The organism is Mycobacterium sp. PTI7 (genome assembly GCF_056679845.1).
Genome location: NZ_CM155252.1, coordinates 742,081 through 756,334, shown reverse-complemented (window position 1 = coordinate 756,334; position 14,254 = coordinate 742,081). Strand labels below are relative to the sequence as shown.

The window sequence follows — 14,254 nt, the reverse complement described above, 5'->3', positions numbered from 1 at the left end:
ACAGTCGACATCAGGTAATCGTCATCGGTTGACTGTCAACAGTTGATCGGCCTAGGGTGGGCTGCATCACACGCTTTCTGGGAGACGAGCCGATGACGCACTTCGACGGCCGATTGGGCTGCTCCACCATCAGCTTTCGGCACCAGACCCTGGTGGATGCACTCGAGACGATCGCCGGACTGGGTTTCGCCGAGATCGACCTCGGCGCCCTACCCGGGGTGTGCGACCACGTGCCCTACGTCCTCGACGAGGACGCCGTCGCCGCCGTCTCGGCGACCGTGCGCGCGTCCGGCCTCGCGGTCCGCTCGATCAACGCAGACGTCGGCGACCTCAATCAACCGCTCTCCGAATCCGAACGTCGGGCCCGCCGACGGCATCTCGACATGCTGATCGCGCTGGCGGTCGCCGTAAGATCACCGGCGGTGGTCCTCCCCTGCGGGGCTCTGGATCACGAGCCCCGTGCCACTCTCGACGCCGACCTCGACCTCGTCGCCACTGAACTCTCGGCGGCCGCCGCCATCGCCGGCGAGTCCGGTGTCGACGTGTGGACCGAATCGCTGCACTTTCATCGGCTCTGCTGGAACCTCGACCGTGCGAAGTCGCTGTCCTCGCGTCTCACGGGCACACCCGTACGCCAGGTCATGGACTTCAGTCACGTCGTCGCCTCGGGCGGCGACCCCGCCGAGTTCGTCGACGAACTCGGGCCCCACATCGCTCACGTCCACATCCGGGACGCCGTGCCCGGGAACATCAATCTCTCCGTCGGCAACGGCGACGTCGACTTCGCTCAGGGGCTCAAGACCCTCAAGCATGCCGGCTACACCGGGCACTTCTCCCTCGAGCTGGAGACCCGTGACATCACCGACGACCAACGACCCGCCGCGACGGCACGTGCCGCGCGGCTCATCTCTCACCTGATCTGACGACCCGAAGGAGCACGACCATGTCCACCACGCAACGCACCGCCGTCATCACCGGAGCCACCTCCGATCGCGGCATCGGCATGACCCTGGCGCAGCGGTATGCGCGCGAGGGCTGGGCCGTCGTCATCCTCGACCTCGACGGCGAGAAGTCCGCCAAGGTCGCCTCCGACATCGGCAACCAGTACGCGGTGCCCGCGTTCGGCCATGCGGTCGACGTCACCTCCGAGGACTCGGTGACCGCCGCGCAGTCGGCCGTCGCCGCCGAGGTGGCGTCGGGCAACCTGCCGCCGGTCGGCGCCTTGGCCAACATCGCCGGCATCACCTCCCCCGTCCCGTTCCTCGAGACGACGCTCGACATCTGGAACAAGGTCATGGCCGTCAACGCCACCGGCACCTACCTGGTGACCAAGGCCTTCCTGCCCGACATGATCGACAACGGCTGGGGACGAATCGTCAACATGTCGTCGGTCTCCGCACAGCGCGGGGGTGGCGTGTTCGGCAAGGTGCCCTACTCCTCCGCCAAGGCCGCCATCCTGGGTTTCACCAAGGCACTGGCCCGGGAGATCGCCGACACGGGCGTCACCGTCAACGCCGTCACGCCCGGTGCGGTCGACACCAACATCCGCGTCGGCGCCACCGATGAGTCCGAGGCCGCCCTGGCCGCGGGCATCCCCGTCGGACGCACCGCCACCACCGAGGAAGTGGCTGCCGTCATGACCTTCCTCTCCAGCGAGGACGCCAGCTACCTGACCGGCACCACCGTGGACATCAACGGCGGCAGCCACATGCACTGAGGCGCGGCGAGCGATCGTGCGCCACAGGGGTTTCCCAGCACGCGCCAGTACTGTCGGCATGCCCTGCGCATATACCGACACTCGAGGAGGCGACGTCGATGGCGGCCGGCCGAATACTCGAAGACGACACCGAACTCGTCGTGGCGGCGCAGCGCGGCGACGTACGGGCGCTGGCCCGACTGCTGGCCCGCCACGAATCGAGCATGCGGGCCGTGGCATTGAGCATTCTGGGCTACGGTCCCGAGTCCGAGGACGCCGTTCAGGACGCCACGCTGACGGCCCTGCAACGCATCGGCGACCTCCGCCGGCCCGACTCTGCGGCACCCTGGCTGCGGGCGATAGTGCGCAACGCCTGCCGAATGCAGCTGCGATCGAAGGTTCCCACGCCCGCCTCCGACGACCCGTCGGTGCTCGCGGCGGTCGACCGGATGGATCCCGCGGCGCTGGTGGAACGGCGTGAAACGCGGGACTGGGTGTGGCACGCCATCGACGAGCTGTCCCCCGACCTCCGGTTGATCCTCATCCTGCGCTACTTCACCGACGTCACCACCTACGGCGAGATGGCGCAGCTGTGCGGGGTGCCGATCGGGACGGTGCGCAGCCGGCTCAGTCAGGCGCGGACGAAACTGCATGCCGCGCTGACGGATACGGCAGAGCTGTCCCACGACGACGTCTCGACCCGCGCCCATGCGAAGCGCGACGCCCAGGAGGTCATGGACGCCGCGCTGCACGGCTCGTTCCGTGGCGAGCTGACCGCCCGGTGGGCGCCCACCGTGGACATCACCTGGCCGACCGGCACCCGCACCCGCGGGTTCGACTTCGCCGTCGCCGCGATGGACCGCGACCTGTCCGCGGGAGTCCGCCACCGGATCGCCAACGTCGTGGCCGGCCGCGACGTCATGATCTGGGAGTCCGACCTGATCAGCCCCCCGGAGGACCCCTTTCACTGTCCACCCGGTGTGGTCTGGGCGCTGTTCTCCGACCAGGGCAGGGTCAGCCGGATCCGGCTCTTCCATCCACGCCGGCCAGCCCCGCTCCGACAGGCAGTGTGACGCAGATCGCACCACGAGATCGGTGCGGAATCGAACCATTCGCCCGTCCCGCGCATCGTGCAGGGAGAGGACCGCCACCAGAGGCGGACCACGTCGCACAGTGAGGTTCGAGATGCTCGTCGATCAGATCAGCCCGTTGGCCGAGACCGCCGAAGCGGAGTTCATGTACCGGTACGAGTCGTCGGCCCCGCCGGCCACGAAGGAGACGCTCGGCATCACCACCGCACGGATCGGAGGTGGCGTGGCGCTGGCGATGCGCCACGACGTCACCGGGTACTGGAACAAGGCCTTGGGCTTCGGAATCAGCGAGCCGGTCACCGCGGAACTCGTCGACGAGGTCGTCGCGTTCTATCTCGCCGAGCACGCCCCCGGGGCGGTCATCCAGATCGCGCCCCACCTGCTCCCCCAGGACTGGCCCGAGATCGCAGGCCGGCACGGTCTCACCCCGACGTCGCCCTGGATCAAGCTGGCCAGTGCGATGGACGACGTCGAGACGAGTCACACCACCGACCTGTCCATCCGTGCCGTGGACCCACTCGACCTCCCGCGGTGGGCGTCGACGACTCTGCGCGGCTTCGGCATGCCGACGGTCGGCCTGGCGGACATGATGGCCGAAGCCGCGACCCAGCCGGGGTTTCGTCCCTTCGCCGCCTGGGACGGTGACGACATGGTGGCCACTGCGAACCTCTTCGTCCACGGTTCCGTCGGCTCGTTGAACTCGACGGCCACGCTCCCCACCCATCGCAATCGCGGTGCACAGTCGGCGTTGATCGCCGTGCGCGCCACGGCCGCTGCGGACGCGGGTTGTCAGTGGCTGGCCGCCGAAACCGGCCGGCCCGCCGACGGAGAGGTCAACCCGTCGCTGAACAACCTCCGCCGACACGGCCTGCGACCGATCTACGAGCGGGAGAACTGGGCGTGGGCGCCCGCCTGAGGCACCGCCTCGTCACTGCCCGTCTGCACCCTCGGCGACGGCCTCCGAATGCGCGCGCCGTGCCTCCGACTCGTCGTCGTCCGCCGCGGACCGATGCCGGTCGGCCGCGGCACGGTGCGCCACCAGGTCGCCGACGCCGTCATCGGCGGCGCGATCGTGGATCAGGGCAGCGTCTCGATGCGTCGACGCGGCTTGTTCGTGGCCCACGGCCGCTTGGTCGTGGGCCCGCGCGGCGCGACTCCTGGACGACTGCGCGTGGTCGCGGGCGCGCTGCACGTCCTGTTCGGTGACCGTCTCCCCGGCGGTGAGTTCGGCATTGCGCGTCCGCAGTTCCTGGGCCCGCCGGCCCGCATCGGAATTCGCGTCGGTGGGCACGGTTCAGTCGACCGTGGTGTCGACGACGCGCGCCGCGATGCGGGACAGCTTCTCGTTGCCGTCCTGGGACAACTTCCGGAGCATCTCGAACGCGCTGACGGCGTCGACCTTGAACCGCTCCATGATGATCCCCTTGGCCTGGCCGATCAGGTCACGGCCGGCCAGCGCGGACTGGAATTGCGTCTGCCGCTCGCCGGCGATGATCGCCATGGCCGCCTGGGTCGCCAACATGGCGCCGATCGACTCGGAATTCTCGTCGAAACGGTGCGTGTCCCGGCCGAAGAGGTTGAGCGCGCCGGCCCCGTTGTCGTGGGTGTACAGCTGATAGGACAGCATGCTGTTGATGCCGTGCCCGACCGCGCCCTTGGCGAACCGCGGCCACCGGTCGTCGCCGGCGAGATCGGGGCACCGCACGATCGACTCCCCTGCGGCGGCGTCCAGACAGGGCCCCTCGCCGAACTGCTTCTGCAGCTGATCCAACTCGGCGAGCACCGGCACCGTGGGACTCAACGATTCGAAGTCGTCGCCGGTGATGATCAGGATGTCCGCGAAGTCGATGCCGTCGATGAGGTCGACGGCCGCCGCGGTCACCGCCGCCAGCGTGGCGTGGAGGTCCGGCTGACCGACGAGCGAGTCGGCCACGTCGTGCATCGCCGCGCGCATCGCGGCATCGTGTTGTTCTCGGGTCGCCATCACGACTACTTCCCTCTGCCACAGTCGGGAGGGTTTTCGTACGGGCAGTACCTCAGTATGCCCCCTCTGGCAGGCCGGCGGGATGCGGCGACCGATTCACCGGACGCCGCGGTCGGGCGCGCCCATGTCCCCCGTCCCGGGTGTTCCGTCGGCCAGGCGGTACCGCAGCTGGACCACGCCCGTGGGGCTGACGGCCGGCGGTTCGAGGAGCGTGACGTTGGTCGGTACCGCGCCGCCGTCGAAGACCTTCTTGCCCGAGCCGAGCACGATCGGGTGCAGCCACAGGTGGAGACGGTCGAAGAGCCTCTCGTGCAGCAGGGTCTGCACGAAGTTCAGGCTCCCGACGACCTTCACCTTCTGGTGGCGGTCCCGGAGGTCCCGGACCTCGCGCGCCAGATCGGGACCTAGCAGCGTGGACCCCGCCCAGGAGAGTTCCGGCCGCCCGCGCGACGCCACGTACTTCGGTATCCCGTTGAAGAGCGACGCGATCGCGTGGTCGTCGCCGTCCTCCTGGTGGGGCCAATAGGCGGCGAAGATGTCGTAGGTCCGCCGCCCGAGCAGCAGCGCGTCGGTGCCCTCGTACGACGCGTCGATCTGGGCGCCGACGACGTCGTCCACCAGCGGTGCCTGCCACCCGCCGAAGTCGAATCCGTCCGGGTCCTCGTCCGGTCCGCCGGGGGCCTGCGCGACGAGGTCGAGGGTCGCGAAGATCTCGATGTCGATGAATCCCATGGTGGGTGGACCGGCGGTGCCGGCAGAACTCATCGAGGCTGTGTGTCCGCTTACGGCTAGCTGGTAGTGCGGAGTGACGCCAGCGTCGATGTGCCGGCGCGCCGATCACGCGAATCTGGGTGCAGCCGATTGAGCCACGCCGAGAGGAACCACCATGACCCGCACCGCCGCATCCACCGCCACGACGCGATCGCGGATGCTGCGCCCGCTCGCGGCCGCCGCACTGTCCGCCGTGGCCCTGATGGGACCGCAGGCCGTGGGGCTCGCCTCCGCGGCGCCGGACCCCGAGGCCGCGCCGGGCGCATCCTGCTCGGACGTCGACGTCGTGTTCGCCCGCGGCACCTTCGAGGCACCGGGCGTCGGCGTCACCGGGCAGGCGTTCGTCGACGCGCTGACCGCCAAGCTGCCGGGAAAGTCGATCAACGCCTATGGCGTGAACTACCCCGCCTCACTGGACTTCGGTGACGCCATCGACGGTGTCGCCGACGCGTCTAGCCAGATCCAGGCGACCGCCGCCAGCTGCCCCAACACCAAGATCGTCCTCGGCGGCTACTCGCAGGGTGCGGCGGTGGCCGCGTTCACGACCGCGGACAGCGTCCCCGCCGGCGTGACGCTGCCCGCCGGGCTCACCGGTCCGATGCCACCCGCGATCGCCGATCACGTGGCGGCGGTGGTGCTGTTCGGACTGCCGGACCCATGGTTCCTCAACCTCGTCGATCACAGCGCGCCGCCGATCGCGATCGGGAACGCGTACGCGGCGAAGACGCTGCAGCTGTGCAACCCGGGCGACCCGGTCTGCTTCCCCGGCGGCCTCAACCGGTCGGCGCACAGCGCATACAAGGACAACGGTGCGACCGATCAGGCGGCCCAGTACGCCGCCGACGCGGTGTCGCCGTCGACCGGCGCGCCGGTCTGACTCGAGGGTTCGGTCTCGCCACCCACACGGGGATGCGGGTGGCGAGACCTGGGTTGCCCGGGAAGAGACGTATACCCGACCACCGTGGCGACGGCGGTACCCGACCGGCGGCCGATCATGCGTCTCCGGCGCGGCGTCGTCAGCGGTTCGGCGGGCCGGTCGTCCCGCGGACGATCAGGGTGGGGTCGAGCACGACGTCGCCGACGGGTGCGTCGCCCTCCAACATCCGAACAGCCCGATCCACCGCGTGCCGCGCGATGTCCGGCGCATCCTGGTGGACCGTCGTCAGGTCGATCCGCGGGTTGTCCGACAGCCGGCTGTCGTCGTATCCGATCAGCGACAGCTCACCCGGCACGTCGATCCCGGCCCGAGTGAAGACGTCCAGAAGCCCGAGCGCACAGCGGTCGTTGCCGGCGAGCACGGCGGTCGGTAACTCGGGTCGATCCAGCATGGTCCGCGCGGCCGCCGCTCCGGCCGTCTCGTTGTGTTCACCGGGAATCACCTTGGCGCAGTGCGCCAGTCCGTTCTTGCGCATCGCCGCCAGGTACGCCCGGCGCCGGTCCGCGGACACCGGGTCCTTGCCGCCGTCGACGTGGTGGATCTCCCGGTGACCGAGCCGGACCAGATACTCGACCGCCTGGCGCATCCCCTTGGCGTCGTCGGTGCGCACGGTGGCGAGTGCGGTGTCCGCGCCGACGCCGGCCAACCTGCGCCCGACCACGACCACCGGCACCCGTGCGGCGAGGGACTGGAAGTAGCCGGCATCCGCGGTGGGTCCGAGCAGGATGAGCCCTTCGCAGCGGTGGCTGAGCAGCGCCTCCACGGGGATCGCCTCGTCCCGGTCCCGAAGGCTCGCCGACAGCAGCACCTCGTAACCCAATTCCTCTGCGCTGGGATAGATCTGGGTGACGAGTTCGCCCTGGAACAGCTGCCGTACGTCCATCAGGACGCCGAGCGTGCGACTGCGACCACGCGCCAGCAGCCGTGCCGCCGAATCGGGCCGGTACCCGAGTTCCGCTGCGACGGCGAGCACTCGCTCGGCGGTCTGCTTGCTGGCGCCCGGCTTGCCGTCGAGGATGAACGAGACCAGGGTGCGGGACACTCCCGCCTTGGCGGCGACGTCGGCCATCGTGGGCCGTCGCGGAGCACCCGCGGACGGGGGCGTTGACGTCATCGGCCCATCGTAGGGCTAACGCGCGTCATGGCGGCCCGGGTCAGCGCGCAATCTCGGTGAGGGGCGCGAGGATCCGGCCGGACAGCTCCAGCAGCGCCCGGTGCAGGTCGTCGTCGTCGATGTCGGACAGTTCGGGATCGGCGGCCGCCCTGCCCACCCCGGACAGGAACACCGCACAGTTGATCCGCTCGGCGACGTTCCGCTCCGGCCCTTCGACGATCTCACGGAGTCCGTCGGCCACCGCCTTGAAGTCGGGCTCGTCGTGCATGATCTGGTCGATGGCGGGATCGCCGTGGAAGATGACGGCCAGCTGCCGGTTGCGCACCACCATCTCGACCATCCCGCTCACGGCGACCACGCGGCGCTGCTCCGGATCGGGTAGCGCACCGGCAGTCCTGATCACCCTGGCCATCTCCTCGATGGTGGGCCGGATGGCCTCCAGGACGATGTCCTCCTTGGAGCGGAACTGGTAGTAGACCGCAGCCTTGCCGACCCCGACGCGGTCGGCGATCATCTGCAACGAGGTGCCGTGGACCCCGTGTTCGGCGAAGAGCGCGAGCGCGGCCTCCAGGACCCGTCCACGCGCCAAGCCCCGCGGTGCTGCGGGTTTCGCCACGTCGTTCGCCTCCTCCGGGTGCCGCGTGAGCACAGGGTAGCCGCGCCCACGGCGCCGCAGTCGACTTTCCAAACGATCGACTTGGCCAAGTTAGCCGTTTGGCTTGCCGAACGGGAGTCAACACCTTAAAGTTCGCTCAGCTAATCAAAGAACGGTGCGGATCCGTACCGGCGGCTGCGGAACGGCGGGTCACCTCGGGGTGGGCGGTCGAACAGGAAGGGCCTCAGTGGTCGGGATCGTCAAGCGGGCCTGGATACCGCTGCTCATCGTGGTGGTGGTCGTGCTCGCCGGCGTCGTCGTGTACCGGATGCACGGTCTGTTCGGGTCCGACAACGAGATCACCCGTCCGGGTGCCGGTCTGGCCGATGACGCCGAACCGTTCAATCCCAAGGTCGTGACCTATGAAATCTTCGGAATGGCAGGCGCCGTGGCGACCATCAACTATCTCGACCTCGACGCGACCCCCCAGCGGGTCGACGACGCATCCCTGCCGTGGACCATCACGCTGCGGACCACCAAGCCGTCGGCCAGCGCCACCATCATCGCCCAGGGCGACGGTGACAGCATCGGCTGCCGCGTGGTCGTCGACGACGAAGTGCGCGACGAACAGTCGTCGACCGGCATCAACGCTCAGGTGTCGTGCCTGGTGAAGTCGGCATGAGCGACCTCGAGACGGGCCGGCGCGCCCGGGTCCCCCGCTTCCTGCGGCTGTTCTGCGTGCCGGTGCTGCTGGGCTGGCTGGCGCTGACGGCGATCGTGAACGTCGTGGTGCCGCAACTGGAGGTCGTCGGAGCCGCCAACTCCACGTCGCTGACCCCCAACGACGCGCCGTCGCTGCAGGCCACCCAGCTGGCGGGCAAGCTGTTCGACGAATACGACTCCAACAGCTCGGCGATGATCGTCCTGGAAAGCGACAAACCCCTTGGCGCCCAAGACCACGAGTACTACGACGGCCTGGTCGCGGACCTGCGCAAGGACACGACCCACATCCAGCACATCCAGGATCTGTGGGGCGATCCGCTGACGTCGTCGGGGTCGCAGAGTGCGGACAACCTGTCGGCCTACGTCCAGCTCTACATCGCCGGCAACCAGGGTGAGACGCTGGCCAACGAGTCCGTGGAAGCCGTGCGCGACATCGTCGACGCTCACCCGCCGCCACCGGGCCTGACGGTCTACGTCACCGGTTCGGGCCCGTTGAACTCCGACCAGCAGCACGCCGGCGACAAGAGCCTGCAACTCGTCACGGCGTTGACCTTCGTGGTCATCGTGACGATGCTGCTGCTGGTCTACCGGTCCATCGTGACCGTGGTGATCGTGCTGCTGACGGTGGTGCTCGAGCTGGCCGCCGCCCGCGGCGTGGTCGCGTTCCTGGGCTACCACTCGATCATCGAGCTGTCGACGTTCGCCGTGAACCTGTTGACGCTGTTGGCGATTGCCGCGGCCACCGACTACGCCATCTTCCTGGTCGGTCGCTATCACGAGGCACGCAACCTCGGCGACAGCCGAGAAGACGCGTTCTACGTGATGTACCACGGCACCGGCCACGTGATCATGGGGTCCGGTCTGACGATCGCCGGCGCCACGCTGTGCCTGCACTTCACCCGACTTCCCTACTTCCAGACCATGGGCATCCCACTGGCGATCGGCATGTTCGTGGTGACGATCGCGGCACTGACGCTGGCACCCGCGCTGATGACGGTCGCCTCCCGGTTCGGTCTATTGGAACCCAAACGGGCGACCCGCAATCGGGGGTGGCGGCGCATCGGTACGGCGGTCGTCCGCTGGCCCGGACCCATTCTGGTGGCCTCGATCGCGGTGACCCTGGTCGGGCTGCTCGCGCTGCCGTCGTACACGACGAGCTACGACGACAAGAAGTACCTGCCGGCCGACGTCGAGGCGAACATCGGTTACGCCGCTGCGGCCAAGCACTTTCCGCAGGCGCGACTCAACCCCGAGATTCTCATGCTGGTGGCCGACCACGACCTGCGGAACTCGACGGACATGCTCATCGTCGACCGGGTCGCCAAGGACGTCTTCCACCTCCCCGGCATCGCCCGCGTGCAGACGATCACCAGACCGCTGGGCACGCCGATCGAGGGCAGCTCCATCCCCTACATCGTCGGCCAGCAAGGCGTGAACCAGAAGCTCGGCCAGTCCTACGCCCAGCAGCGGACGGCCGACCTGCTGACCCAGGCCGCCGACATCTCCAACTCGATCGACATCCTGCGTCAGCAACTCACCCTGCAGACGCAGAGCGCCTCCGCCCAGCAGGAGCAGACCGACCTGCTGAAGCAGACGGTGGCGGTGACCAACGACCTGCGGGACAAGATCGCCAACTTCGACGACTTCTTCCGGCCCATCCGGAGCTACTTCTACTTCGAGCCGCACTGCTACGACATCCCGGTCTGCTACACGATCCGGTCGCTGTTCGACGCGCTCGACGGCATCAGCGAGCTGTCCGATCTGCTCGGTCAGACAACGGCCAGTCTCGACAAGATCAATGCGTTGCAGCCCAAACTGCTTGCGCTGCTGCCGCCGCAGATCCAGACCCAGGAACGCAACCGCGATCAGATCATGACGAACTACGCGACGCAGGAGGGTCAGCAGAGCCTGCAGGACCGCCAGCAGTCCGACCCGAACGCGATCGGCAGGGCCTTCGACGACTCCAAGATCGACGACTCGTTCTATCTGCCGCCCGAGGTGTTCGACAACCCCGACTTCAAGCGGGGCCTCAAGCAGTTCGTCTCCCCCGACGGGAAAGCGGTGCGGTTCATCATCTCCCATCAGGGTGATCCCGCCACGCCGGAGGGCATCTCGCACATCAACGGCATCAAGAACGCCGCGTTCGAGGCCATCAAGGGCACGCCGCTCGAGACGTCGAAGATCTACCTGGGTGGTACCGCCGCGACGTTCAAGGACATGCGCGACGGCTCCAACTACGACCTCGTCATCGCCGCCGTCTCGGCGATCTGCCTGATCTTCATCATCATGCTGATCATCACCCGGGCAGCGATCGCCTCGCTGGTGATCGTCGGGACGGTGGTGCTGTCGCTTGCCGCGTCGTTCGGCTTGGCAGTTCTCCTGTGGCAACACGTCATCGGCCTCGAGCTGCACTGGCTGGTGCTGGCCATGTCGGTGATCATCCTGTTGGCGGTGGGATCGGACTACAACCTGCTGCTCGTGTCGAGGTTCAAGGAGGAACGCGACGCCGGGTTGAACACCGGCATCATCCGCGCGATCGCGGGCAGTGGCAGCGTCGTGACGTCGGCGGGTCTGGTGTTCGCGTTCACGATGATGTCGTTCGCGATCAGTGACCTGAAGGTGATGGCGCAGGTGGGCACCACGATCGGCCTCGGCCTGCTGGTCGACACCCTGGTGATCCGGTCGTTCATGACCCCCTCGATCGCGGCGCTCATGGGCCGCTGGTTCTGGTGGCCGCTGAACGTGCGCCAGCGACCCGACCGCCGCACCCGCGAACTGGCGCTGGCCGGTGCGGGGGGCGGGACGGGTGGACGACACACCGCCGAGGACGTTCCCGAGGATCCGCCGACGGAGCCGAACCGCACGACCTGAGGTGGGCGCCGGGGCCGTTCACCCTGCGGGGCGGGCGACCGCCTCGAGAAGCGCCAGTGAGCGCTCCATGCCGTCCATCAGAGTGGCGACGTCGGGCATCTGCCTGCGGTCGGCGATGATGCCGACGTCGAGGTGCCCGTCGTCACCTCGACGTGATTGTCACCGGCCTTCCCGGTGACGGGGCCGTCGAAACGGTCATGACCGGTCGGTTCCGTGGCGGCGGCTCGTCACGGCCGGGCTCCGCCGGTGTCGTTGCGCCGCAACGCCTCCGCGGTGCGGATCGCCTGCGTCACGCCGGGATTGTGTGCGAGCACGTCGTCCATCACCGCGGTGGTGATGCTGCGGGCGGCCAGCATCGGGCCGACCCACGCCGGCGCCCGGACGCGCGCCGCACGCCGCTCCACGCCGGTCAGTACCGCCTCCGCGGCCGCCGCCACCGTCATGGGCCGGGTGATGAACGCCGGTATGGCCCGCCGCACCGCGGCCACGTGGTCGTCGGCGAACACCTCGGTGGCCAGATCCGTGTCGATGAACCCCAGGTAGGCGAAGCCGGTGGTGACGCCGTGCTGCGCCAGTTCGACGCGCATCGTGCGCGCCAGCTGCTCGACACCGGCCTTGCTCACGGCGTAGGACGCGGCGAGCACCCCATTGAAGAACGCGTACATCGACCCGACCAGCATGATGTGGCCCTGCCGTTCGGTGACGGCGGGCAGCGTCGCGCGCACCGTTCGCCACTGGCCCAGGAGGTCCACGTCCACCGTTCGTTCGAACTCCGCCGGGTCGATCGTCGCGACGGTGTCCGAAGGCGGCGCGATGCCGGCGTTGGCGATCACGACGTCGATGCCGCCGAAGTGCGCGACGGTGTCTGCGGCGGCCCGTCCGAGCGCGTCCGCGTCGGTGACGTCGGCCTCGAATGCCGCTGCGCGCGAACCGAGTTCGTCGGCCAACGCCTGCAGCGGGGGCAGTCGCCGGCCGACGAGTGCGACGTGGGCGCCGCGGGCGTGCGCCCGGCGCGCGATCTCCGCGCCGAGCCCGCGGGCCGCGCCGGTGACGAACACGACCCGGCCGTCGAGATCCAGGTGGGGCGACCGACCCATCATGCGGCCGAGCACCGGTGTGCCTCGGGCGGCGCGCATGGCAGCGCGGGTGAGCAGACCGACGGCGTCGTTGATCAAGGTGGGCCTTCCGGCACTGGAGCGGGTCGACGGAATTCCCGGGTGGCGCGGCACCAAACATCGACGCTCAGCCGGCGGAGACGCGGATGGCGCCTCCGCCGGACGCGCTACACCGATGCGGCGTCGAGCGTGGGGTAGTCGATGTATCCGTGCGCATCGCCGCCATAGAAGGTGGCCCGGTCCGGCTCGTTGAACGGGCCCCCTGCGGCGAGGCGGCGCGGCAGGTCGGGATTGGCGAGGAACAGCGCGCCGAACGACAAGAGATCGGCGGTGCCGTCCTCGACGAGACCCAGTTCGGTCACACCGGTGATTCCGCCAGGGGTGGCGGGGTTGAGGATCAGGGTGCCGCCGAATGCGACACGCAATTCGGTGGTGAACGCCCGATCGCCAGACTCCATCACGTGCAGGTAGGCCAAGCCTCTCGGAGCCAGCTCGTGGATCAGTGCGCGGTATGTCTCCTTCTCGTCGTCCTCGCGAATGTCGTTGTAGCGGTTGCCCGGCGACACACGGAGCCCGACGCGGTCGGCGCCGATCGATGCGGCCACGGCGTCGACGACGCGCAGCACGAACCGGAGACGGCCCTCGATCGACCCGCCCCAACGATCGGTGCGCAGGTTCGCGTTGGTCGACAGGAACTGGTGCAGCAGATACCCGTTCGCGCCGTGCAGTTCGACGCCGTCGAAGCCCGCGGCGATGGCGTTCCGCGCGGCCGCGGCGAAGTCGTACACCGTCTCGATGATCTCGTCCTCACTGAGTTCCCACGGGACGACGTACGGCACGGGACCGGCCTGGGTGTGCACCTCGCCGGCCGGGGCGACTGCCGACGGCCCGACGGGCATCAGGCCGGGCGGAAGGAAGCTGGGATGACCGATGCGGCCGGTGTGCATGAGCTGCGCGAAGATGACGCCGCCACGGGCGTGCACCGCATCGGTGACGGTCCGCCACCCTGCGATCTGCCCTTCGGAGTAGAGGCCGGGCGTGTTCATGTAGCCCTGGCCCACCGCGGACGGTTGCGTGCCCTCGGTGATGATGAGCCCTGCGCCGGCGCGTTGCGCGTAGTACTCGGCCATCTCGGCGGTCGGCGACGTGCCCGGGCCGTAGGCCCGGTTGCGCGTCATGGGCGACATCACGATCCGGTTGTTCAAGGCGATGTCGCCGACGGTCGCGGGGTCGAAGGCTGTGGTCATGTCTGCTCCTGTTGTCGTGTGGCAATGCGCTGCCGCGGGGCCGGCGCCTGTGTTCCGCATCCGGTTACCTGTTCGAACAGGTAAATGACCCGAGGCATTCCCGGTCGGCT

Annotated in this window: 15 protein-coding genes; 7 read left to right on the top strand and 8 right to left on the bottom strand. The window is 68.8% G+C overall.

All coding sequences use genetic code 11. From position 1 onward, the window contains the following. The first annotated feature begins 92 nt into the window (after positions 1-92). The 4 genes from AC1MEY_RS03710 to AC1MEY_RS03695 all read left to right on the top strand — a co-directional run bounded on the left by AC1MEY_RS03710 (position 93) and on the right by AC1MEY_RS03695 (position 3,703). Positions 93-923: a sugar phosphate isomerase/epimerase family protein gene (locus AC1MEY_RS03710; protein ID WP_480229380.1), complete on the top strand. Its 831-nt coding sequence runs from the start codon at positions 93-95 to the stop codon at positions 921-923. Between the two features lie 20 nt (positions 924-943). Next, entirely contained in the window at positions 944-1,717 is a 774-nt protein-coding gene (locus AC1MEY_RS03705) for an SDR family NAD(P)-dependent oxidoreductase (RefSeq protein WP_480229379.1), read from the top strand. Between the two features lie 98 nt (positions 1,718-1,815). Beyond that, positions 1,816-2,769: an RNA polymerase sigma factor gene (locus AC1MEY_RS03700; protein WP_480229378.1), complete on the top strand. Its 954-nt coding sequence runs from the start codon at positions 1,816-1,818 to the stop codon at positions 2,767-2,769. 112 nt (positions 2,770-2,881) lie between these two features. Continuing rightward, positions 2,882-3,703, top strand: a complete 822-nt coding sequence (locus AC1MEY_RS03695) for a hypothetical protein (protein ID WP_480229377.1) — start codon at positions 2,882-2,884, stop codon at positions 3,701-3,703. Between the two features lie 12 nt (positions 3,704-3,715). Here AC1MEY_RS03695 and AC1MEY_RS03690 read toward each other — a convergent pair whose 3' ends face one another. From AC1MEY_RS03690 to AC1MEY_RS03680, 3 genes are all read right to left on the bottom strand, one after another. Beyond that, positions 3,716-4,078: a hypothetical protein gene (locus AC1MEY_RS03690; protein ID WP_480229376.1), complete on the bottom strand. Its 363-nt coding sequence runs from the start codon at positions 4,076-4,078 to the stop codon at positions 3,716-3,718. A 3-nt stretch (positions 4,079-4,081) separates the two neighbouring features. Beyond that, on the bottom strand, positions 4,082-4,771 hold the full coding sequence (locus AC1MEY_RS03685) for a GAF and ANTAR domain-containing protein (RefSeq protein WP_480229375.1): 690 nt from the start codon (positions 4,769-4,771) through the stop codon (positions 4,082-4,084). Positions 4,772-4,867: 96 nt separating this feature from the next. Beyond that, positions 4,868-5,503 (bottom strand): dihydrofolate reductase family protein, encoded by a 636-nt coding sequence (locus tag AC1MEY_RS03680; protein WP_480231285.1) that lies wholly within the window; start codon positions 5,501-5,503, stop codon positions 4,868-4,870. Between the two features lie 154 nt (positions 5,504-5,657). Between AC1MEY_RS03680 and AC1MEY_RS03675 the strand changes: the two genes are divergently transcribed. Continuing rightward, complete coding sequence (locus AC1MEY_RS03675; protein WP_480229374.1) at positions 5,658-6,419, top strand: cutinase family protein; 762 nt, start codon at positions 5,658-5,660, stop codon at positions 6,417-6,419. Between the two features lie 139 nt (positions 6,420-6,558). Here AC1MEY_RS03675 and AC1MEY_RS03670 read toward each other — a convergent pair whose 3' ends face one another. Together AC1MEY_RS03670 and AC1MEY_RS03665 are read right to left on the bottom strand one after the other, a co-directional pair. Continuing rightward, positions 6,559-7,593, bottom strand: a complete 1,035-nt coding sequence (locus AC1MEY_RS03670) for a LacI family DNA-binding transcriptional regulator (protein ID WP_480229373.1) — start codon at positions 7,591-7,593, stop codon at positions 6,559-6,561. A gap of 40 nt (positions 7,594-7,633) precedes the next feature. Beyond that, the gene (locus AC1MEY_RS03665; protein WP_480229372.1) at positions 7,634-8,209 is read right to left on the bottom strand and encodes a TetR/AcrR family transcriptional regulator; all 576 of its coding nucleotides are present in this window, start codon (positions 8,207-8,209) and stop codon (positions 7,634-7,636) included. Between the two features lie 226 nt (positions 8,210-8,435). On the opposite strand from AC1MEY_RS03665, the gene AC1MEY_RS03660 reads away from it, so the two are divergent. Both AC1MEY_RS03660 and AC1MEY_RS03655 read left to right on the top strand, forming a co-directional pair. Then, a complete protein-coding gene (locus tag AC1MEY_RS03660; RefSeq protein ID WP_480229371.1) occupies positions 8,436-8,870 on the top strand; it encodes an MmpS family transport accessory protein in 435 nt (144 codons plus the stop codon). Further along, the gene (locus tag AC1MEY_RS03655) at positions 8,867-11,782 is read left to right on the top strand and encodes an MMPL/RND family transporter (RefSeq protein WP_480229370.1); all 2,916 of its coding nucleotides are present in this window, start codon (positions 8,867-8,869) and stop codon (positions 11,780-11,782) included. Before AC1MEY_RS03660 ends, AC1MEY_RS03655 begins: the two co-directional genes overlap by 4 nt. An 18-nt stretch (positions 11,783-11,800) precedes the next feature. On the opposite strand, the gene AC1MEY_RS03650 is transcribed toward AC1MEY_RS03655, so the two are convergent. The 3 genes from AC1MEY_RS03650 to AC1MEY_RS03640 form a co-directional block, all read right to left on the bottom strand. Then, positions 11,801-11,881, bottom strand: a complete 81-nt coding sequence (locus AC1MEY_RS03650) for a hypothetical protein (RefSeq protein WP_480231284.1) — start codon at positions 11,879-11,881, stop codon at positions 11,801-11,803. 128 nt (positions 11,882-12,009) lie between these two features. Next, entirely contained in the window at positions 12,010-12,957 is a 948-nt protein-coding gene (locus AC1MEY_RS03645; RefSeq protein ID WP_480229369.1) for a short-chain dehydrogenase/reductase, read from the bottom strand. A gap of 107 nt (positions 12,958-13,064) precedes the next feature. After that, on the bottom strand, positions 13,065-14,144 hold the full coding sequence (locus AC1MEY_RS03640; RefSeq protein ID WP_480229368.1) for an alkene reductase: 1,080 nt from the start codon (positions 14,142-14,144) through the stop codon (positions 13,065-13,067). Positions 14,145-14,254: the final 110 nt, after the last annotated feature.

Excerpts from the sequence above, each read along its gene's own strand:
- AC1MEY_RS03670 (WP_480229373.1), bottom strand. The coding sequence starts at position 7,593 with ATGACGTCAACGCCCCCGTCCGCGGGTGCTCCGCGACGGCCCACGATG.
- AC1MEY_RS03685 (WP_480229375.1), bottom strand. The coding sequence starts at position 4,771 with ATGGCGACCCGAGAACAACACGATGCCGCGATGCGCGCGGCGATGCAC.
- AC1MEY_RS03655 (WP_480229370.1), top strand. The coding sequence starts at position 8,867 with ATGAGCGACCTCGAGACGGGCCGGCGCGCCCGGGTCCCCCGCTTCCTG.
- AC1MEY_RS03650 (WP_480231284.1), bottom strand. The coding sequence starts at position 11,881 with ATGCCCGACGTCGCCACTCTGATGGACGGCATGGAGCGCTCACTGGCG.
- AC1MEY_RS03675 (WP_480229374.1), top strand. The coding sequence starts at position 5,658 with ATGACCCGCACCGCCGCATCCACCGCCACGACGCGATCGCGGATGCTG.
- AC1MEY_RS03705 (WP_480229379.1), top strand. The coding sequence starts at position 944 with ATGTCCACCACGCAACGCACCGCCGTCATCACCGGAGCCACCTCCGAT.
- AC1MEY_RS03710 (WP_480229380.1), top strand. The coding sequence starts at position 93 with ATGACGCACTTCGACGGCCGATTGGGCTGCTCCACCATCAGCTTTCGG.
- AC1MEY_RS03695 (WP_480229377.1), top strand. The coding sequence starts at position 2,882 with ATGCTCGTCGATCAGATCAGCCCGTTGGCCGAGACCGCCGAAGCGGAG.
- AC1MEY_RS03680 (WP_480231285.1), bottom strand. The coding sequence starts at position 5,503 with ATGGGATTCATCGACATCGAGATCTTCGCGACCCTCGACCTCGTCGCG.
- AC1MEY_RS03640 (WP_480229368.1), bottom strand. The coding sequence starts at position 14,144 with ATGACCACAGCCTTCGACCCCGCGACCGTCGGCGACATCGCCTTGAAC.
- AC1MEY_RS03700 (WP_480229378.1), top strand. The coding sequence starts at position 1,816 with ATGGCGGCCGGCCGAATACTCGAAGACGACACCGAACTCGTCGTGGCG.